The organism is Streptomyces sp. NPDC093111, from assembly GCF_040683955.1.
Taxonomy (GTDB): domain Bacteria; phylum Actinomycetota; class Actinomycetes; order Streptomycetales; family Streptomycetaceae; genus Streptomyces.
Map to the genome: position 1 here is coordinate 110,986 of NZ_JBFBNW010000006.1, position 19,968 is coordinate 130,953.

18 protein-coding genes are annotated in these 19,968 nt (G+C 71.4%); 3 read left to right on the forward strand and 15 right to left on the reverse strand.

The genetic code is table 11. From position 1 onward, the window contains the following. From AB0Q96_RS11990 to AB0Q96_RS12005, 4 genes are all read right to left on the reverse strand, one after another. Window positions 1–1,338 (reverse strand): hypothetical protein (locus AB0Q96_RS11990; protein ID WP_365324270.1); only part of this gene is annotated, 1,338 nt, incomplete at its 3' end. Beyond that, on the reverse strand, window positions 1,335–1,976 hold the full coding sequence (locus AB0Q96_RS11995; protein WP_365324272.1) for a WhiB family transcriptional regulator: 642 nt from the start codon (window positions 1,974–1,976) through the stop codon (window positions 1,335–1,337). The genes AB0Q96_RS11990 and AB0Q96_RS11995, both read right to left, overlap by 4 nt. A gap of 152 nt (window positions 1,977–2,128) precedes the next feature. Continuing rightward, the gene (locus AB0Q96_RS12000) at window positions 2,129–2,836 is read right to left on the reverse strand and encodes a hypothetical protein (RefSeq protein ID WP_365324274.1); all 708 of its coding nucleotides are present in this window, start codon (window positions 2,834–2,836) and stop codon (window positions 2,129–2,131) included. Between the two features lie 2 nt (window positions 2,837–2,838). After that, window positions 2,839–3,723 (reverse strand): helix-turn-helix domain-containing protein, encoded by an 885-nt coding sequence (locus tag AB0Q96_RS12005; protein WP_365324276.1) that lies wholly within the window; start codon window positions 3,721–3,723, stop codon window positions 2,839–2,841. An 836-nt stretch (window positions 3,724–4,559) separates the two neighbouring features. Here AB0Q96_RS12005 and AB0Q96_RS12010 point away from each other — a divergent pair. Continuing rightward, window positions 4,560–5,501 (forward strand): zinc-binding dehydrogenase, encoded by a 942-nt coding sequence (locus AB0Q96_RS12010; RefSeq protein WP_365324279.1) that lies wholly within the window; start codon window positions 4,560–4,562, stop codon window positions 5,499–5,501. Between the two features lie 88 nt (window positions 5,502–5,589). Here AB0Q96_RS12010 and AB0Q96_RS12015 read toward each other — a convergent pair whose 3' ends face one another. Further along, window positions 5,590–6,867 (reverse strand): helix-turn-helix transcriptional regulator, encoded by a 1,278-nt coding sequence (locus AB0Q96_RS12015; protein WP_365324281.1) that lies wholly within the window; start codon window positions 6,865–6,867, stop codon window positions 5,590–5,592. A gap of 271 nt (window positions 6,868–7,138) precedes the next feature. Between AB0Q96_RS12015 and AB0Q96_RS12020 the strand changes: the two genes are divergently transcribed. Beyond that, a complete protein-coding gene (locus AB0Q96_RS12020; RefSeq protein WP_365324283.1) occupies window positions 7,139–7,945 on the forward strand; it encodes a helix-turn-helix domain-containing protein in 807 nt (268 codons plus the stop codon). A gap of 23 nt (window positions 7,946–7,968) precedes the next feature. After that, the gene (locus tag AB0Q96_RS12025) at window positions 7,969–8,316 is read left to right on the forward strand and encodes a hypothetical protein (RefSeq protein WP_365324285.1); all 348 of its coding nucleotides are present in this window, start codon (window positions 7,969–7,971) and stop codon (window positions 8,314–8,316) included. Window positions 8,317–8,598: 282 nt separating this feature from the next. Here AB0Q96_RS12025 and AB0Q96_RS12030 read toward each other — a convergent pair whose 3' ends face one another. From AB0Q96_RS12030 to AB0Q96_RS12075, 10 genes are all read right to left on the reverse strand, one after another. Beyond that, window positions 8,599–9,102 (reverse strand): ATP-binding protein, encoded by a 504-nt coding sequence (locus AB0Q96_RS12030; protein WP_365324287.1) that lies wholly within the window; start codon window positions 9,100–9,102, stop codon window positions 8,599–8,601. Window positions 9,103–9,357: 255 nt separating this feature from the next. Further along, window positions 9,358–9,849 carry a GFA family protein gene (locus tag AB0Q96_RS12035; protein WP_365324289.1) on the reverse strand — a complete coding sequence of 164 codons (492 nt, stop codon included), beginning with the start codon at window positions 9,847–9,849 and terminating at the stop codon, window positions 9,358–9,360. 31 nt (window positions 9,850–9,880) lie between these two features. Continuing rightward, a complete protein-coding gene (locus tag AB0Q96_RS12040; protein ID WP_365324292.1) occupies window positions 9,881–10,933 on the reverse strand; it encodes an NUDIX domain-containing protein in 1,053 nt (350 codons plus the stop codon). A 104-nt stretch (window positions 10,934–11,037) separates the two neighbouring features. Beyond that, window positions 11,038–11,787, reverse strand: coding sequence for a PIG-L deacetylase family protein (locus tag AB0Q96_RS12045; RefSeq protein WP_365324727.1), 750 nt, complete (start codon window positions 11,785–11,787; stop codon window positions 11,038–11,040). Between the two features lie 19 nt (window positions 11,788–11,806). Beyond that, window positions 11,807–12,676, reverse strand: a complete 870-nt coding sequence (locus tag AB0Q96_RS12050; protein WP_365324294.1) for a hypothetical protein — start codon at window positions 12,674–12,676, stop codon at window positions 11,807–11,809. Then, window positions 12,673–13,662 carry a hydroxymethylbilane synthase gene (hemC, locus tag AB0Q96_RS12055; RefSeq protein WP_365324296.1) on the reverse strand — a complete coding sequence of 330 codons (990 nt, stop codon included), beginning with the start codon at window positions 13,660–13,662 and terminating at the stop codon, window positions 12,673–12,675. The genes AB0Q96_RS12050 and hemC overlap by 4 nt, the downstream gene beginning before the upstream one ends. A gap of 69 nt (window positions 13,663–13,731) precedes the next feature. Continuing rightward, on the reverse strand, window positions 13,732–16,107 hold the full coding sequence (gene fxlM, locus AB0Q96_RS12060; RefSeq protein WP_365324298.1) for a methyltransferase, FxLD system: 2,376 nt from the start codon (window positions 16,105–16,107) through the stop codon (window positions 13,732–13,734). Window positions 16,108–16,140: 33 nt separating this feature from the next. Further along, window positions 16,141–17,523, reverse strand: coding sequence for a phosphotransferase (locus AB0Q96_RS12065; protein WP_365324300.1), 1,383 nt, complete (start codon window positions 17,521–17,523; stop codon window positions 16,141–16,143). Next, a complete protein-coding gene (locus AB0Q96_RS12070) occupies window positions 17,520–18,368 on the reverse strand; it encodes a methyltransferase domain-containing protein (protein ID WP_365324302.1) in 849 nt (282 codons plus the stop codon). Before AB0Q96_RS12070 ends, AB0Q96_RS12065 begins: the two co-directional genes overlap by 4 nt. Beyond that, window positions 18,365–19,627 carry a protein-L-isoaspartate O-methyltransferase gene (locus AB0Q96_RS12075; protein WP_365324304.1) on the reverse strand — a complete coding sequence of 421 codons (1,263 nt, stop codon included), beginning with the start codon at window positions 19,625–19,627 and terminating at the stop codon, window positions 18,365–18,367. Before AB0Q96_RS12075 ends, AB0Q96_RS12070 begins: the two co-directional genes overlap by 4 nt. Between the last annotated feature and the right edge of the window lie 341 nt (window positions 19,628–19,968).

The window sequence follows — 19,968 nt, forward strand, 5'->3', positions numbered from 1 at the left end:
CGTCCCCGTGTCGGTGTCGGTCGGTCCCCGGTCCCCGGTGGGCTCGGTCCCCGTGTCGGTGTCGGTCGGTCCCCGGTCCCCGGTGGGCTCGGTCCCCGTGTCGGTGTCGGTCGGTCCCCGGTCCCCGGTGGGCTCGGTCCCCGACTCGGCGCCCCTCGGTCCCCGATGCGAATCACCCGCCTGAGCAGGCACTTGGACAGCAGGACCGTCGGTCCCCGCGCCGCCGGCGGTCCCCTCGCCTGGGTCCGATTCGACGGGGACGGTCCCCGGGCCGGCGCTCACGTCTGGGGTCTTGGTCCCCGTGTCATCGCCCTCGGTCCCCGCGACTGCTGGTGCGCTGACGTCCCAGTTCTCGGTCCCCGGTCCCCCCGGTCCCCCCGGTCCCCGGTCCCTGTCCTCCGACTCGCCGGGACCGTGGGGACCGGCCACGGGGACCGGTCCTTCCGAGGTCTGCTGGGCGGGGACCGTGGCAGCCGCAGTGGTGGTAAGCACCGGGGACCAGGGAGAGGGGAGCGGGACCGTGGCGAGGGCGAGCGCGTGCCGGCGGGCGGCGAGCTGGTCGAGCAGCTGCGTGCGCTGGAGGGGGTCGGTGCCGACTGAGGCCCTGGCGACCGCCTTCGACAGCCGTCGGGCGAGCCGCCGACCTCGCCAGCTCTCCCGCCGCTCGGGGGCGCGCTCGGCGAGGCGGGCGGCCAGGTCGACCGCGCGGGCGGTGGCCCGGTCGCGGGTGATCTGCGCGGCGTCGCGGTCGCGGGCGGCGATGCCGAGGCGGGACAGCAGCCGTTCGCGCACCTCCCGCCCCAGGACGGCGAGCAGCCCGTGGGAGGCAGCGCCAGGGGTGTGAAGACGCAGCTCGATTCCCATGGCGAGGTGCCACAGCATGGCCGCCATGACCGGGCCGACGAAGGCCCGGACGGTGCCACCGACGGGACCGCTCTCGGCGTAGGCGGGGATCACCTGCACTCCGGTGATCACCCAGACCAGGGTGCCGGGCAGGCCCGGGGCGCCCTGCGTGGCCAGGTTCTGCCGCGCCATCAGCGCGGTCGCGAAGAGCGCCAGTTCGGCGGCGGCGAACATCCCGGCGCGCTCGGCGGTGCCGGCCATGTCGAGGTAGTCGGCCGCGAAGCGCCAGCTCGTGTCGGCGCTGTAGGCGGTGCAGCCGAGGGCGGCGAGGGCAGCGACCTTGACCGCCGGACCGCCGACGCGCTTCTGCGGGCGGGCTCCTCGGTGCCGGATCGTCCAGGCGACCAGCACCAGGGCGAAGGCGGCGGGGACGCCGGCGACGAGGAGGAGAGGGAGGTCCGGAGCGGCACCCAGGGACAGGACGGGGTGGGTCATGCGGCCTTTCCGAAAGAGGCGGGCGTCGAGGGCGACGCTGCCTGGCGGGACACCGGCTGTCGGGTGCCGGGCTTGGTGGTCACGGGGCGGCCCGCTGCTGGAGCGGTCTTCTGCCGCTTCTTCTTGGGCCGAGGAACACCCTGGCGGCGGTCGCGGTCGAGCACCTTGTTGGCCGCCTGCCGGAGCAGGTCACGGGCGTGCTTGTGGCTGATCTGCAGGCCGACGGCGAGCCGGTCGGGCTGCCAGCCCCGGACATAGGCGTGGTCGACGACGGCCTGGCGCTCGGCCTCGGTCAGGTGGACGTCGCGGCCCTGGAAGAACGCGATCACGCGCCGGTAGTCGAGGCGCTGGGGCAGTCCGTCGTGCCACGGGCGGCGCTCGGCCTCGGTGAGCCCGCCCCAGATGCCCTCCTTGAGGACGTTCTCCAGCGCGTAGTTGAGGCAGTCGCTGCGCACCGGGCACCAGCCGCACAGCTCCTTCGCCTCGGCGATGGCTTCGTGGTCCCGGGGGAGGGGGAAGAAGACGGCGTCGGCGTCCTCGACGTCCATGCCGTGACAGGCTCCGCGGGTGTGCCAGCTGGTGTCTGCGATGCCGCGCAGGCCGGTGGCCGGAGCGTCGTGGGTGGTGATGTGGCGCAAGAGGGTTCTCCGATGTGCTGCCGCGCCGTCGGGCCAGGGCGGTGCTCGGCGGGCGCGGCGTCGGGTGCCGGCTGCGGCGCGGGAGCGTGCGCCGCAGCCGAGGAGGGACGGTGGTGGTCGGCGGTGCGGGGTGCACCAGCCATGGACGCCGGTCAGACCATGGCCGGCTGCTGGACCTGCTGGGCCTGCTGTACGGCGGCGAGGTCGAGGCGGCCGGGGTGCGGGGTGGCACGCGGGGCTGTTCCGCGAACCCCGTCGTCGGGACCGATCCGGCGCCGGCGGCAGGGCTCACCGGGCTGCGCCAGGCACCAGCTGCAGCGGACGCCGAGAGGGTCGGGCTGGCCCTGTGCGACGGCGGCCTCGCGTGCGGCTCGGGCGGGCCGGTAGGGCGCGAGGGCGGCTCGGGCGGCGGGCGGTATGCAGGAGCCGATCTCCCGCAGCCGGGTCTCCAGCCTCGGGTCGATCCCGCTACGCCCGCTGGTGATCGCCCCAGCCTGCGCGGGCTGCGCGAGGCCGGAGGCGACGGCGCGGCGGGCGCCGGCCAGTTCGGCGGTCCAGGCGGCCTGGTCGTCCGGGTCGACGGACGGCGTGGGGTCGGAGTGCCTCGCCAGGCGGTCGCGCCGGTAGCTCTCCCAGGGACGGGCGACGTCCGCGGGCAGGATCTGGTACGGCGAGGTGCGGATGTGCTGGCGGGCGGCGACGCGGGCGTCCCAGCCGTGCGGGGTAGCCATCGGCACGTCGCCGAGCAGCTCGTGCCACTGGGCCAGCTGGTCTCGGGCCTCGCCCTGATCGGTGCGGATGGTGCGGGGGTCGAGCCGACCGATGTAGGCCAGCAGGGCGGCGATTTCGCGGCGGTCCACGGTCAGCCCTCCGTTCCGGTCGGCTCGTCGAGGGCGGCGAGAAGGGCGGCGGTGTGCGCCTCGGCCCGCGTCATACCGCCGGGGGCGGCGGAGGCTCCGCCGGGCACGGCGTAGAGGTTCGGGCGGCTGGGGGCGTGCTCCCGGGCGATCCAGGAGCGCCAGTCGGTGGCCCAGGCATCCGCCGGCCTCGGCTTGAAGGCCGCCCGGTGGGCACGCCACTTCGCGTCGGCCGTTCGCAGGCCCTCCTGGCTGAGGCGGTCGAGGTGTCCCTGCTCGCGGGCCCAGGCGTGGGTGGCGGGGTCAACCTGCCACTCGGCAGCCGAGAGGATGTCAGCACCACTGCTGTACCTACGGTTCAAATCCGGTTCACTACGGTTCTGTGTGCCGGTTTTCGGTACACCGCTGTGCCGGTTTCCGGTACGTCGGGGTGCTGGTTTCCGCCGGGACCTGCCGGTTTCCGGTACTGCCGGATTCCGGTCCCTCGCGGGGGATTCCGGTACCTCACGCGGCCGGATTCCGTACCGCCGCAGAACCGAGACCCGCAGGGTGGGGGCGGCCTCGTGCTCGCCCGCCGGCGCCTGATCGGCGTCCTCGTCCTGTGCGGTCTCTGCGACGGCCTGGGCGGCGAGGGGCAGGCGGTAGACCGTGCTGCGCTGCGGGCCGATGAGGTCGTCGAGCTGCTCCAGCTCGCCGGCGTGGACCAGGCGGTCGATGGCCTCGCGCACCGTGGAGACGGACGCGCGCGTGCGCTTGGCCAGGCTGGACAGCGAGGCCCAGGAGACGCACTGCTCGTCGGCCACCCGGTCGGCGATCGACAGCAGGACCAGGCGTGCGGTCCCCCGGCTGGAGCTGTGCTCCCAGACCCACTCGCGGGCTTCGCTGCTCATCGGCCGCTCCCGACGACGGGGCGGAGCCGGCGGTTCGCCGGGGCAGGGAAGGCGGGCTCCGTCGTGGTACGTGAACGCGCCGGGGCGGAGGTGGCTGCCGCGCAGGCCAGGCGGAAGGGCCTATTGCGCAGGGCAGGAGGCATGCGATACTCCTCGTTGCAGTGTTGCCACGCTGATGCGCCCCTCGGAAGGACTCAGCGTGGTGATGGTGGGCAATCCCCGCCCTTGCCGGGGCGGACATGCCACTTAGCGTTCGGCGTCTGGGAGTTCCCGCTCCCGGGCGCCGTCGCTGTTACGCGGACCTACACGGTCTGGTCGATCTGCCGCGCTCCTTACGTCCGACGTGCCGGGCACCGTGCCCGGGGGACGACGAACATACGCACGGACCCGCGTCAAGATCCAGACTTGGTTCTTAAACTCTGTAGAACTTGTTGCCCCATCAGGTGCAGGCACCGAAGGCGCAGCTTGCACCGCAGAGAGATCGTTTCCTGGCGGGGCAGTGACGACGCCCGTCATTCGCCCTGGGGAGTGGCCTCTCCCGGACTCCGTCACCTTTTGCCTGGGATTAGTGCCCTGACGGGCTGCGCGATGGGCGCTGTCCGGTGTGCGGGCCGCCACAAATTGCGCCACGCGCAATTCGACGGAAGTGATGCGGCTCACTGTGGGAGTTGTTTCCTGTCCGTAGGGCTCTAAGAATTGAGGTGGAATTTATGCCTGCCGGGCCCTGCGCGTCAAGAGTGGTTTAATGTCTCCGGAATTTGCGCGTGGCGCAATTCTTTCAAATTGCGCCTGACGCAATTTCGTCGAATGATCGTGAAGCGTTGAGAGGCGAGAAAGTGCGAGCTGTCACCATGTCCAGCCACGGCGGCCCGGAGGTCCTCCGGCTCACGGAGATCCCTGAACCGGAGCCGACGGCCGGACACCACAGGGTCGAGGTCCTCCAGGCAGGGGTGAACTACGCGGACCTGCATGTGCGAGAAGGGGACTACCTGGCCGGTGTCACGCTCCCGTACGTCCCCGGCAACGAAGTGATGGGCTACAGCGACGGGCGGCGGGTGGTGGCCCTGACGCGCGGCGGAGGGTACGCGCAGGTCGCCCTGGCCCACCACCGCTCCACGATCCCGGTCCCGGACGACATCGACGATGCCACGGCGATCTCGTTGACTCTCCAGGGCAACTCGGCCTGGCACCTGCTGCACACCGTGCTACGCATCAACCCGGGGGAGGCTGTCATCGTGCCCGCAGCTGCCGGCGGCGTCGGGTCCCTAGCGGTGCAGCTCGCCAAGCGGGCCGGAGCCCGCGTGGTGGCTCTGGCTGGCACGGATGCCAAGCGAGCTCTGGCCCTCGGCCTCGGGGCAGATGCCGTCGTCGACAGCAACTCGACAAGCCTGGCCGCAGACCTGCAAGAGGCGACCCATGGCACAGCCGCCGCGGCGCTGGAGATGACGGGCGGCGACACCCTCCACGCGACCCTGGAAGCGCTGGCGCCCATGGGCCGGATGGCGGTCTACGGAAGCGTCAGCGGCATCGAGACCACCATCGCCACCCGTGACCTCATGGCCACCGGCAAGACGGTCAGCGGATTCTGGCTCCCCCTGCTGTTCGGGCACCGGACCGCGCTGCGCGACTCCATGACCGACCTCTTCCAGGCCATACGGGACGGGGAACTCACCGTCCCGGCGCCCACCGTGTACCCGCTCACCGAAGCGGCTCGCGCGCACGAGGACATGGCGGCCCGCCGAACCACCGGCAAGGTCGTCCTCAACCCCGCTTCCTGACTCGGCTCGGTATCCGGCGCGGCTCGGCCCCCGGTGCTCCGCCCCCACGAGGGGAGGGGCGAGGCCCGAGGTCGCGTTTCCGCTGCCGTCAATCGACCGGCTCATCCAGCCGCTCGCGCAGGTCACGCAGAACCACCAGGCGCTCCGACAGCTCGGTGATCATCGTGTCTAGCTCGCTGCCGGCCTCTCCCGCAGTGGCTGGCAGTGTCGTGCGCAGGAGCTGCTGGTACTCGCGCACGATGCTTGGGCTGGACGACTGCGGCACGAGGCGGTTGAGCGTCGCCTCCAGGGAGAGCGTATTTACGCGCCACCCGCCTCCGTCCTGCCGATACGCCCACACCACCGTCCGGTCCTGCGGGTTGAGCGTGAGGCGGCATCCGGGTCCGGCCAGCGCGCTCAGCTCCGGCAGGCTGATCGCCCCGCTGCCCGCGAGCGCTGCCGCGTCCTCTGCTGAATCGGCCCACCCGGCATGCGCCCAAGAAGCGTCCCCGATCGCCTCGGGGGCTGCTGCCCCACCCGCCGGCAGGGCATTCGGCTGCTGGGTGGATCCGGGCTGGAGCTCGTGCTCGCTGCCGAGCCAGGCGATGACGACTGCCCGCAGGTCCGGGTGGCCGGCCGGGAAGAGAAGGTACGAGACGACCTCGACCTCCTGGAAGTCGAACCGCGGCAGGCGCATGCGGAACCGGTGGCCGTCGCGATGGGCGACCACATGGGGGCTCTCATCCCACAGCCGGCGGCAGTCCGGGTCCTCGTAGACCTCGCGCAGCAGAGAGGTCATGAAGCGGTCGGCCTTATGGCGCGCCAGAAACATTCGGATCATGGCCAGGTACACGCGGGCGTGATCTTCCCAGCCCACGTACTGCTTGCGAGCGTCCGGGTGGAGCAGGGCCCAGCGCATCAGGTTGGCGCCCGGCTCAAGGACCCAGGGGTACCAGTCCGCCATCGCCCGGTTGTAGGCGATCATGGACCAGCGGGCATCGGCCACGTAGGCGGGGTGAGGCATCTGCTGGTCGAGCAAGAACTGGAGGGTGCGCAGCTCCGGAGGCTCGCCCCTCGGTCTGACGCGGCCGATCAGAGCACCGCCAGGGGTGTAGTACAGAAGCGTCTGACGCTCGTCGGGCCCCAGGTGCAGGCGCCCGACCAGCTTCTCGACCGCGTCATGCGGGAGGCGGGGAACCGCGCCCCGTTCCAGCTGCCCATACCACTTCTCGGACATGCCGATGGCATGCGCGACCTCTGCCTGGGGGATCGCGCGCCCGCGTCCCTCTTTCAGGCCCGCAGCGAGGCGCCACGCCCTGAGCAGACCGGCCAGCCCCATCAGCTCTTCCGGGCCGAGTTCTCCCTCGTCGCTTTCTCCGAGACTCATGCGGCACCAGCTCCCATCACGTGCCGCCAGCTTGAGGCAGCCCGAAGGAGGCGACAACTCGAGTCACGCCGGCAGGGGCGCGAGGCCCTTCTCCTGCAGATTCCTCAGAAGCCCAGCCCGGACCGGTAGTCGTGTTCCGGTAGCCGTGTTCCGGTACTCCAGTTCCGATTCCGCCCTGAGAACGTGTGCAAGCAGGGGACGGAGACGGCTTTCCGTCCCTGAACTTTGCACGTCGGGCACCAATCATCCCGCTATTAGTTCTGGATTCAACATGGCATCCGAGCGCCCCAAGGGGAGCAGCCACGCAGAGCGAGTGATCCGGGTCATGCAGGCATTCGCCGAGCTGCCGGGAGACACGCATTCTCTGAAAGCCATTTCCGATCACACGGAATTGGATCCTGCGGTGGTTCACCGCATTCTCGCGGCCCAGGTGGCCGCCAAATGGGTTGAGCGCGTAGGCCGCGGCAGGTACCGGCTCGGCAGTCACGCGGCCCGCGCCGGGATGCAGGCGATGGCCGGCATGTATGACGGCATGGACCAGCACGAGATCCTCGTCGATCTGCAAGCGGACTGCGGCGGCCTCGTCCTCTTCTACAGCCTCGCCTCTGTCGGCGCGCGCCGCGTCTGCACCGACTACGCGATCGGCAACTACTGTCCGGACGACTTCGGCATGACCGCGTACGACATCTTCACTGCCGGCTGCTCCCTGCGCACCGGCGCCTCCGGACGCACCCTGCTCGCCTACGTTCCCGAGAGCCTCCGCGAGATCGCGCTTGCCGAACCCATCCCCGAGACCGCCGGCCCGGGCGCACTCAGCAACGACGACCTTCTCGCGACCCTCGACGGAATCCGTATGCGGGGCTACGCCGTCGGACGCCAGGAATGCCTGCCCGGCTGGGACTCCGTAGCGGCCCCGGCCCTCTGGGGCGACACGGCACTCGGCGTCGTCCTGCTCCTCAAACCCCTGAGTGACATCCCGAACGACATCACCGATTACATCGACCAGGTCCTCGAGGCCGCCCAGCTCATCAGCCTGGCGGCCACCCAGGGTGGCCGGAACCCCCAGCTAGTCGCCTGACCACGAGAAAGCGCAGCCGCACCGTGCCCTTCTTCACCCACGTCCAGACCGCAGACGAAGCCCAGGCCCTGATCGCAGATCTCGCAGGCACGGGCCTGCGCCGTCTCGACGCGCTTGGCCGTCACCTCGGCCCCGTCCGACTCGTCCTCGATCCAGAGCACAAGGAGATCTGGTGGGCTGCGCCCGACCGTGAGGCATGGGCTGTGGAGTCGACGCCACCAGGACAGTTTCTCGACCTCATCAGCGAGCGTGCTGATCCAGCCTGGGCTGATGAACCCCTGGCGCGTGCCGATTACCAGCGCATCCTCGACACGCTCATCCCCTCTGCCACACGGCATGCGGGGCGGCTTGGCGCCAGGCGGGACGGCTGAGGATGCCGCCGCCCTGGCCAGCGATAACGCCGTACCCCTCCGGTACTGAGCTGCCGTCCTGGACGACTTGCGGCGGCGGGGCGAGCGGTGCTCCTCCAGGCGAGTGGGGCGAGACACGCCGGCCGTCCCAGCGAGGCGTCCGGCTGCTGGAGCACACCGGCTGGCACTCTGGCCGGATCGACGTCTCCGACCCCCGCCTGGCCTTCCGTCGCGCCACCCCCGACCACCTCGCTGGGCGGCCGAAGAGGCCACGATCATCATCGCCTGGCGTGCACCGACGTCTCAGGGCCAGTCCGGCTCCACGATCTCCTCGCCCTCACCCTGAGGCTCCTCGAAGCGGGCGAAGAAGTCGTCCAGGGCACCCGGAGTGACCATCAAGGAGTTCGCGTCCCCGCGTTCGTTGCGCTCCGTCAGTCGGCGCAGCAGCTCGTCACGGGCCACTGGGAAGTACAGCAGCCGCCACCGTCCGCCGGCCGACTCCACCAGCGTCTTCATCGCGTCGCGGTCCTTGCGGGGCCACAACCCGTGGTCCCACACCACGTCCCGGCCCTCGGCGACGAACTCCACCAGCCGTTCGTGCAGCTCGGCGACGACCGGGGCCTCCTTCTCGAAGTAGGCGTTCCCCGGGTAGTCGACGCCGTACCGGCCGTGCCGCTCGAATACCACCTCGTCCACAGACAGTCGCACCGCACCCTGAGGCTCCAGCACCTGCTGGGCGTAGGTCGTTTTCCCCGAGCCGGTGAGCCCCACGAGCAGGAAGACCGTCGGAGCGTCGCGCTCGCCCACCGCCAACTTCCCTCACCACTTTCAGCGTTCCTCCCCGGCAGTCTGCCACCGTCGGCCGGACCGGAACGCTCAGTCCCGGCCACCGCCGCCCGAAGGAGGCGCCCGTGCCCGCCTCCACCCCTGCCCGCGCGCTGCGCGCCTACGTCCGCCACGTGCACGGCACCCTCGGCAAGGCCCAGACCGTCGACGGTTTCCTCGACGAGCACCTTCGGGTGCAGTGGCTGTGGCGCGCTCAGCAGCGACGTGAGGACGTCACTACGATGGACGATGCAGGAGCGGATCGGGAGCGAGGGAGATGGTCATCCACGGAGCGGCCTCGTGGCGATAGGAATGTCCTACCGGGTCGGTGCCGCTGCGGTCGTCGAGGCTGAAGCCGCTCACCGCGATCAGGTGCGGTGCGGTGTCGTCGACGGAGGCGATGGTGCTTGAGCACTCGGCGCAGAAGCCACGGTGAAGTGTGGGGTAGGTCGAGTACCACTTCGGCTCTCGGCCAGGGCCGGTCCAGGTCAGGGAATCCCTGCGGAAGCCGACCCAGAGGACGGCCGGTGCGCCGCTGATCCTCGTCTCGTGCTCGCACGAGCACAGGTGCGGGTCGATCGGGTCACCGACAACCCGGTAGGCGATGCGAAGGCATAGACAATGTCCGGTCCGGACGGTCTCGGATCGAGTGGATTCCGAGACGAGACCCGGGCCTCGTGCGTTATCGGCCGGCCAGGAGGACTGGCCGGTCGAGGAGGCGGCGGTCATCAGTTTCTCGATTCGTTGCAGGGGAGCGTTGCTACCAGGAGGTGCTGTCAGCGAGTTCGGTGACGGGTTGGTGAGCGGCCTTGGGGATGCCGAGGAGGACGCGGGCCTGGTGGACTGCCTGGAGCTGCTCGGCCGCGGATGGGCCCCAGTCGAAGAACAGCAGGGTCTGCTCCGGGGTAGCCAGGATCCGGACGTAGGTGCGACCGGTGGATGGATCGACGGGGACCGGGCCGAGGTTTGTGAGGGCGCCGGCGTAGCGGACGCGCGCACAGGGTTCGTCGGCGTCGGACACGTACCCGAGGTACCGGATGCCGGCGAGCTCGGCGGCGGCCTCCTCGCGGGCTTCACGGATCAATGTGGTCTCGGGGTCTGCGTGGTCCGCGGGTTCCGGAGTGCCGCCGGGCAGGCAGCCCGCGCCGGTGTCGGGGTCGAGGAGGACGAGGACACGCCCGTCCGGGGCGAAGGTCCACGCCCAGGACTGGCGAACCGTGAGGTCCTCGGGGACGGGGACGGGGTGGAAAGGGAAGTGGTGACGGGCTCGGGCGGTGCGCAGGGCGCCGACCCGGTCAAGCACGGTGGGGGCGATCGGGAGCCCGTCCTCAAGGAACGCCGGACCGGCGCCGCTGATGCGGGCGCGGAGCGCGGACAGGGCGCGGCGGGCGTCGCCCGGAGACATCAGAGCGGGCAGGTCGGCGGGTTCGACGAACTCGACGGCCTCGATCTCGCCCGGTGCGGGCCGGATCGCCGCGATCTGCTCCTCGTCCCAGACGCCGCCGTCGAAGACGTGCAGGAGCTCGCCGGGGAACTTCATGGCGGGGGGCGTTGTGCGGCCGGCGGGGGAGACCCAGTCGAGAGCCAGCCCGCGGGTGACAGTCGCCGTGACGCCGAGTTCCTCCTCCAGCTCTCGGGCGGCGCCCTGGGCGGGGGATTCGCCCTTGTCGACGGCGCCGCCGGGCAGCAGGCGGGTGGGGCGGTAGGTCACGCGCTGGAGCAGGACCTGCCCTCGCTGGTTGGTGATCAGGACGGAGGTTCCGACCCACAGGGCGGCCGAGGCGCGCAACGCCCCGTACGCAGCCTCGTTCATCGCCACACTGGGACGTTCGTCGGGCGCAGAAGTCGTCGTCATCTCTCTCCGATCGTTGAGTGCTTGCTCGTGGGCGGCTGACACGGGGAGGGGGTATCAGGTGGTCAGCTGGGCCGGGTCGCCCTTCGTGGGGACGGGGTGAGGCGGGTGAATTGCTCGGTCTGGATGATCTGGTTGCGGTCGGCTTCGGGAAGGCTGGCGAGGATGCCGGGCAGGGGCCGCTCGCGTGCGACCTCGCCGCGGTGCGCGAGGATCGCGCGCCACTTCACGTCGGCCCATGGGGTGACGTCGACGCTGGTGGTCACGTACGAGTCCGGTACGGCCAGGACGTCCTTGCCCACCCCTTCCAGCAGCGGGCCGAGCAGGCCGACACCGGACTCGGAGTGCGTGGCGGCGTACAGCGCGGCCGGCCGCCAGGGCGGGCCTGCTTCGGGATGCAGGTGGGCGAGGCCGGCGGCTTCGACGGCGAGGAGGGTGATCTGGTGGGTGCGTACGTGGTCGGGGTGGCCGGTCAGCTGGCCGAGGGCGTCGTGTCCCACGACGATGTCGGGCCGGAAGTCACGGATGTGGGCGACGAGGTGACCGACTGCTTCGTCGAGGGAGGCGTCGACGAGCCGGGGGCGGCCGGGGGCCGCCTCGGGGTTGCGAGCGTCGTTGTAGCCGAGCATGCGTGGGGCGCCGGCGCCCAGGACGGCCAGGGCGTCTGCGAGTTCGGGAGCCCGGCGGCTGTCGGGGGCCCAGGTGGCGGTGACGACCGCCGTGCGGGCCCCGGATGCGGCATGCTGGGCGAGGACGCCCCCGGCGAGGAGGGACTCGTCGTCCGGGTGTGCGAAGACTGCAAGCAGGCTGGGCAGCACGGGATCTCCGGGGCGGTCACGGTGCGGGGACTGGGGTGCCGGTGAGGTGCTCGGCGTGGCGGGCGAGGTGGGGCGCGAGGTCCGGGTGGCTGCCGCGACCGGCGACCTGGAGGAGCTGGGCGAGCGCGACGAGTTCACCGGCCCGTCCGGCGTGCGTGTCCAGGACGTGGGCGAACTCGTCGCGGATCCGGGCGGCGATGGTCGGCCGGGTGAGGCTGTAGGCGTGCAGGAGCCCGACGTCGAAGCCGACGGGCACCAGGCCCCATCCCTCCCAGTCGAGGATGACCAGGGGTGGGCCGGTGAGATTGGCCCAGTGCAGGTCGCCGTGGCCGGTGGTCCAGGAGATGGCTGTGGGTGTGGGGATGCCAAGGAAGCGGGCCAAGTTGCGGTCGATCCACTGCCGGCGTACGGCTTGGCGGTTGGTTGGCACCGTCGCGGTGGTGGCGAGGGCGGTGCGTAGATCACCCCACCATGAGCTCGGCAGGTTGGCTTCAGAAGTGAGGACGGGGCCGCCGGTCTGGAGGGCCGGTTGAGCGATGTACTCGGAGAGCTCGGCGCGGTAGGCGAGGCCGCCACGGGTCCACTCGCTGACCTGATGGAGGCGGGGCCGTGGCACAGTGCGGGGAAGGGACGCGTCGGCGGAGGCATTTCCCTCCCATAGCGGGCTCTCGCGTTTGTCCTCGGGCGCGCAGACCAGGCGGAGCCACCAGCGGCCAGCACGGCGGCTGAGAGTGCGGCCCTGCCAGCCCCATGCCTCCGGCCCGCCCGCCCTTACCGCGAACGCCCGGGCCGCGGCTCGGTGTGCCGTACGCATCCGTACCCGGTCGGCCTTCTCGCTGGGCGGCGTGAACACCGCCCGGTCGGTGGGTGGTGCGCTGCGGTTCATGGGCGGGTTCCCAGGAGGTGGGTGGCTCCCGCGTCGAGCAGCTGCTGAGCGGCCCGTTGGCCGACGGCGTCGGGTTGGTCGGCGGGACCGGTGGTGGTCGTGCGGATCGGGGTGCCTCCTTCCGAGTCGAGGACGACCGCGTGGACGGTGACGAGATCGGCTGTCGGGTTGAGGGTGGCGTGGGCGGAGGCGGCGGTCAGGCAGTTGCCGTGGAGGGCGGCGAGCGTGGCGCGTTCGGCGTCGAGGAGGATCCGGGTGGGGGAGTGGGTAAGCGGGGTGAGGACGTTGCCGGTGGCGTGGTCGTCGGTGCGGTGCTCGATGACGACGATCCCGGCGCCGGAGGCGGGTAGCCACAGGGTGGGGTCGAGGATCTCGGCGGCGCGGTCGGCGAGGTTGAGGCGGCGCAGACCGGCGAGGGCGGCGATCATCACGTCGGCGCCCAGTACGCCGGAATCCAGGTCACGGAGGCGGCTGTCGGCGTTCCCTCGGATCGGCACCGCAACCAGCTTGGGGTAGAGGGCTTTGAGGAGGGCGGCGCGGCGGGGAGCGCTGGTGCCGACCCGGGTGCCGGGCGGCAGTGTGGCGAGCGTGGCCGGTGGGTGCCCGGCGGGCAGTACCAGGGCGTCGCGGACGTCTTCCCGGGGCAGGACCGCGCCGGCCGAGATTCCCGGCTTGCGGTCGTGGGGGCCTGGCAGGTCCTTCGCGCAGGCGATGGTGGCTTCGACGCTGCCGTCGAGGAGGTGTTCGTCGGCGCGCCGGGTGAAGGCGCCCTTGCCGCCGATCTGGGCGAGCGGACCGCGGTGCTGGTCCCCTTCGGAGGTGATGGTGACGATGTCGAGGGGGATGTGCGGGTACCGGGTGCGGAAGGCGTGGGCGAACCGGGCCGTCTGCTCCATGGCCATCGGGCTCGGGCGGGTGCCGAGCCGGAGGGAGCGGGTGGAGGGGTTGGCGGTCATGACGGTGCTGGTCTCCGTGTGGTGAGGCATGCGCGCTGCGGTGCGGCGGTGAGCTGCGGTCGGGAAACGCTGTCGATCAGGTGGCGTCGCGCGGCTTGGTCACCTGTCTTCCAGCACCGGTGCAGGTGCGGCGGCTCGGTGGTGCCGAGCCGGACCTGGCAGGCGCCCGTCACGGCCCGGCCACTGGAACACCAGGCGGCATTGCTCCTTGTCGAGGACGTGTCCGGCGGGCAGCAGATCGTCGGGTGTGCCGGCCGGGTGGACGGTCAGGACGGGATCAGCGTGCTTGTCGTTGTCGTCGGCGCGTACGTGGCGGTCCCAGGCCCGCACCGTGGCCGCGAGCTGCTCAGCGAGATGGGGTCCGTGCTCGCCGAAGGCGTGGACGACCCACTCCCATTCCTTGTCCTCGGGGAGCTTGCCGTGCCGGGTCTGGACGTGGGTCAGGTAGGCGAGCGAGGCGTCGCCGACGATGGCCGGTGCGTCCCGGTCCTTCGCGATATCGGTGACACCCCTGTCGCGGTGGGCGGCCAGTCGGCAGAAGGCAGGCAGGGTGGTGGCCGCGTACAGCTGCAGGGAGCCGAAGTAGGCGCCCGCCCCCATGGTCACGCCGGTGGCGATCTCGTGCCGATGCCCGCGCAGCGCCTCTTCCAGGCCCGCCGCCTCAGCGGCGTCGCCGTGCTCGAAGCGGAGTGTCAGCTCGCCGTCGAGGAGGCCGGTGACGGGAATGGTGCGGGCCTGCTGTCCCTGGTCGCGGACGAAGCCGCAGTAGGTGAAGTGGCGGGCGTGCAGCACCTGGCCGCGCCGCTCGAAGGCGATCGCCCTGGTGTAGCCGCCGATTTCCAGCGGCAGGACCAGGCGTCCACCCTCGGCCAGCTGGTCCCACCAGGCCGGGGCGATGTCCCAGCAGTTGTACGTGATGACGCTGCCGTCGAAGTCGCCGCGCGGCACGAGGTGGGAGGGTGCTCCGAGCGCCGCGTCGGCCTCGACGACGGTGACGCGTCCGCTGCCGGCCTCCGTGGTGAACCGGCGGGTGCGGCGTACGACCCATGGGTCGATGTCGACGGTCACCACGCGACCCTTGGGGCCTGCGACGTGGGCGATGAGTTCGGCGTTGTAGCCGCCGGATCCCGCCTCGAACACGATCGCGCCAGGCTTCAGGCGCAGGTTTTCGATCATGTCGGCCTGGAGCCAGGCGGCGGACACCGAGCTGATCGCCGCTCCGGTCTTGTCGCGACGGGTGATGACGGCCCGGTCGCCACCGTCGTACGCGGCCGCCAGGCTCGCCTCCGGCGCGAAGCGGTGACGAGGCACGGTCCGCAGCGCGTCCTGGACCGGCTCGGACGGGGCCCAGCCGCCGTCGATCACCGTCCCGGCCATCGCGTGGCGCAGCCGGACGGCTTCGGCCGGCTCACCCGGTACGGCCGGCTGGTCGACGGCGATGGGATAGGACGCCGCCGGCGGCAGGTCGGGAATGACCCCGGGCCAGACGGCGTCCAGCGCCTGCGCGGCAGGCGTGAAGATGTCGCCGACGCAGGCGAGGGCGTGCAGATCATGCCACTCCCACCGGTCGAAGAGCCTTGGCTCACCGTTGGCCAGGACTCCCGTCCAGGCGGCGATGCGGACGACCGCCGTGAGCCGGGGGACTCCATGACTGTCGTCGACGAGCATTGTCACCACGTACGCGTCACCCGGCTCGGCGACCAGACCTGTCTCCTCTGCGAGTTCGCGCACTGCCGCGGCGGCGAAGTCCTCGGAACCGGTGGTCTTGCCGCCGGGCAGTTCGAGCATGCCGCGCCGGGACCGGCCGAGCAGGACCCGGCCGGCATCGTCGGTGACGATGGCGAGAGCGCCGGTCAGGGCGTGGCCGGTGGGCGGCCTCTTCTCGACGGCCCGGGTGTCGGTGTGGCAGGGGCCGCGCAGCACCAGGAAGGCCAGGCCGTCCGCGTCCAGCCGCTCCACCGTCTTCCAGTTGGCGGAGAGCAGGGCGATCTCGTCATCGTCCAGGGCGATTCCGCGCCGCTCCTCAGGCGTGTTCTCCACCACCGGTGTGATGACGACGAGGGCGCCGCCGTCCCGCAGCCGCTCACCCAGCCCATGCAGGACGCGACCGCGGTCGTGCAGGAAGGGATACATCAGTCGCATGACGACCAGGTCGTAACCCTCCTCGTCCAGCGTGGCCGGGTCGTCGCGCTCGATGTCCAGATGCAGCCAGCGCACGCCCTCGACGTCGGCATACTCTTCGCGGGCTCGGGCGATCGCGCTGTCGGCGAAGTCGACGGCGTCCACGGTGTAGCCGAGGGAGGCGAGGAAGACGCTCATTTCCCCAGTCCCGCATCCCACGTCGAGCGCCCGGCCACCGCCGCCGGGGGCGGGGGCCTGCTCGGCGAGCAGCTCCCGCTCGCGCTCACCGACCTCCCGGAAGTTCTTGCCGTCGCTGTAGTGCTTGTCCCACTGATCGCGGGCCGTGTACGTCAACGTGCTGCTCCTCGTGCGTAGGTGCTGTGGTGGTCAAGGGCGTTGTGCGGCGCGGAGCCGGGCCAGGGTGCGGCGACCGCGCTCCACCAGCTCGGGATCGCCGTGTGCGGCGCCGTAGGAGATGCCGGAGACGGAATCCAGCACGGACAGGATGGTGAACTGGGCTTCTTCCGCCGGAGTGAAGGAACGGCCGTAGCCGTGCACCACGGCCTGAAAGAGGTCGGGGCGGCCGTGCCAGGCGTCGGACAGGCGGACGAAGTCGCGTACCGCCGGGCCTTCTTCCGATCGCTCGAAATCGATCACGTACAGGGCGCCAGCGTCCTCGTCCCAGCGCAGATTGCGTAGCTGGAAGTCGCCGTGCGTGGGCACCACGTCCAAGGCGGACAGGTCGGCGGCCTTCTCGGCCGTGGCACGGATGAACTCCTCATCCCCGGGCGCGAGGTAGAGCCTGGCTCCGTCCAGGTGCCGCTCCAGCTTCCCGAGGGGCAGGGTGCCGTCGGCCGGCCGGGGCGGGGCGCTGGTGTGGATGGCCGCCGCGAGCTGCCCAATTCGGTGGAAGATCCCACGCTGCTGCTCAGGCGGGTACGTGGCGCCGTGCAGGGAGCGGCCTCCCACGGCAGTGAGGACCACCGCCCGAAGGCCCGTGTCGGCGGCTACCAGGCGGGGTGCGGCTGCGCCGAGAGCGGGAACCCATCCACGGAGGGCCGTCACTTCGCGCTGGTGGAAGATCTCGTTCTGGTGGATCTTGACGTACCACTCGCCACCCTCGGCAGCGCGCGCCCGCCAGACGTGGCTTTCCTCACGCGCCCAGGAGACGTCTGTCCAGCCGGCGATGCGGCCCACCGCCCGCTCGGCGAAGTCGCGCACGGCATCCTCCGGGACGGCGCCGTGGCTGCCGTGGTCGGGGACCAAGACGAGCCGGTCGACCGCCGGGTCGTAGGCGATCGGGTCGCCGGGCTCCTGGAAGTGCACGCCCATGTGTGCGTCGGCCCGGTAGGCGTCCAGTCCCGCCCGGCAGTACGCGACCATTGGCTCCGGCAGCTCGTCGAACGAGAACCAGCCCATGGCATCGCACACCTTGCGTTCCGTGACCTGCGGGGTGCCGTGCCAGCGCCGCACCTCGAAGAACACTCCGACGCGTGCTCCGCCGCCGGGTGAGCGGTGGTGAACGGTGACGGCCGCGCGGACATCGGTCGGGTCGACCACGATGCCGGTCTCCTCGCGGGTCTCGCGCACCAGTGCCGTGACCATGTCCTCCCACGGGCCGTCCAGATGTCCGGACGGAAGGTGCCAGCAACCGGCGGCGTAGACGTCGCCGGCCCGTCGAGAGAGCAGCACCTCGGGCCCCGCTGTGCCGTCGCGCACCGCAATCAGGTGGACGTCGAGCGGCTCGGTGTGCCGCTGGCCGCCGGTCATGCGTCACCGCCAGGCCGGCGGGCGAGCAGCACGGTGAAGACCGCGTACTCCTTCAGGACACCACCGCGGGCATGCGCCTCGAGCAGCTGGAGTGCCTCGGCCTCGAAGTCCTGGTGGCGGTCGGCGAACAGGGCGGCGCGGGCGAAGCTCGTGGTGCGCAGGTAGCCGAGGACGTCCTCGGGCGTCCAGGAGCGGGCGATGGGGAAGCTGTGTTCGGCAACGTCGCTGAACGTGGAGTCGGCGAGGTCGTCCTCGTAGGAACGGGATGGCCCGGTGTACGTACCGTGGGTGCCGGCGCGCCGGTCCGGGCCCAGGAAGGTCTGGATCAGCTCCCGCAAGGCGGCCGTCCAGTCCGCTTGGTGGGTCCAGAGGCTGCCGTCTCCCATGATCGCCACAACGGCGTTCGGCGCGGCCACCCGGTCCGCCATCCGCAATACGGATGGGCGGTTCATCCAATGGAAGGACCGGCAGCAGGTGATCAGACTGGGTGCCTGGTTGGGCCGGGCGGGGAGGAAGGTGTGGGCCTCGCCGGTGAAAGCGGCCACTGTGCACGCGCCGCGGACCGGCTCGAGCGCGGCGAGGGCCTGGTGAAGCATCTGCTGGTTCACGTCGACCAGGTCGATGTGAACCAGCCGGTGCAGAACGGGCCGCAGCGCGAGGGGCACCTGGCCGGTGCCGGTCCCCAGATCGAGCAGGACAGGGTCGGGCACACCATGCTGGGTGGCGGCCAGGAGGCGGACCGCCGCGTCCGGCAGGCCGGGACGGTAGCGGGCGTAGCCAGCGGCCGCCGTGCCGAACAAGCTGTTCTCCGAGGAGGCGTTGCTGGGGACTTGAGGGTGGGTCATCGTGTCTCTCCGTTGTCACAGCGTGGGGTGGGCAGGAGCCAGGACAGGGCGCCGCTGTCGGTGGTCACCCGCTGTGTGCCGTCGGCGCCGATCTGAAGCCGGTACGTCTGTGGTGATCCGGCAGCTCGCCAGCGGCTGGCGATGTCCTGGATCTCCGCCCAGATGTCGCGAGGCCCGGCCACGGTGACGTCCCAGCGGCGGTAGCCGGCCCCACGCACCTGCATCCACGAGCCGCACTTAGGCGCCCCGATCGTCAGGTCCTCGGCGCCGAAGTGCCGGACCAGCCCGGGGAAGTGGTGATCCAGGGCCAGCCACAGGCCCCGCGCGGTGTCCGGCGGGGGCTCCAGTCGGGTTCGTTGTGTCCAGTCGCCGTGCGAGGTGGCGATGCGGTCGCGGAACTTGCGTGAGAGGAACAGCCGGTCGAAGCCCCACCCTCCGCGGTGCCCGAACTCCACCGCGACCAGCGTGCCCTCCACCGCCCCGGTTAACGTCCTGGTGACCACGGCCAGGCCCGGCCAGGACGGCGAAGAGGTTCCCAGCGTCATCAGCGCCCGCCCGCCCGGCGCGAGCTGGCTCACCAGGGCCGGCGGGATCCGGGGCACGGCGAAGGACACGAAGATCCGGTCGTATGGCGCGGTCTCGGACCATCCTGCGGTGCCGTCCCCGGTCACTACGGCGGGCCGGTAGCCAAGCTCCAGCAGCCGGGCCCTGGCGGCCTCGCTGACGTGGGGGTCGACGTCGACGGTGACGATCCTGTCGTGGCCGCACACGAAGCACGCCACGGCGGCAGTGACCGCCGCTCCTGTGCCGACGTCCAGTACCCGTTGCCCTGGCCGCAGGTCCAGCCTTTGGAGCAGGCCGGCGGTCATGCCCATGGTGCTGGACATCGCGGTCATGGCGCCTCCGGAGCGCGGCCCGGGGGTCCGGCCGAGGACCGGCTCGCCGTCGTGCTGGATTGCCACGCTGTCCCCGCTGTAGAGCAGACGCAGCAGCTCGTCCCTGTCGTCCGGCCGCGCCCAGTCCAGCGCATCCCAGCGCGGCGGCGTCTCGTCGGGCGCCGAGCGCCGCACGTACGCCTGCGGCATCAACACCTCGCGCGGCAGCGCCAGCAGGGCCTCACGTACGGGGCTGGGCCCCACGTCACCGCATTCCTTCAGCCGGGCGACCATCGCTGCTCGGGCGGTCGTTGCCTGGGAGTCGTCGACGGCGGACTCCGGATCCGCGCGGGATGCTACGGGCGCGGTGTGGTGGGACGGCACGGTGACCTCCAGGGGATCTGGCGGTTCGGGAGAAGCGGAGGACACGACCGCTGCCGCCGTGTTTGATTCCTCGCTCACGCCGCATCGCCTCCACGTGAGCTGACTTGCCGGGCGTCGTCAGTACGTGCGGGCTCCGGCACGGCTGGGCTGGGCGACAGTCCGCCGGCCGACGCGATCACTTCGCCGGACACCGACCGCCGCACGGCCGGCACCGGAACCCCGCTCCGCCTGGCCGACTCGCCCAGGGCCAGCGCTTGCCGCTCCTCGGCCAGGTCGCGCGTCCCACGGGGGTACGCCTTCACGAACCATCGCCCGCCTTCGCGGGCCAGGTAGTTACGAGT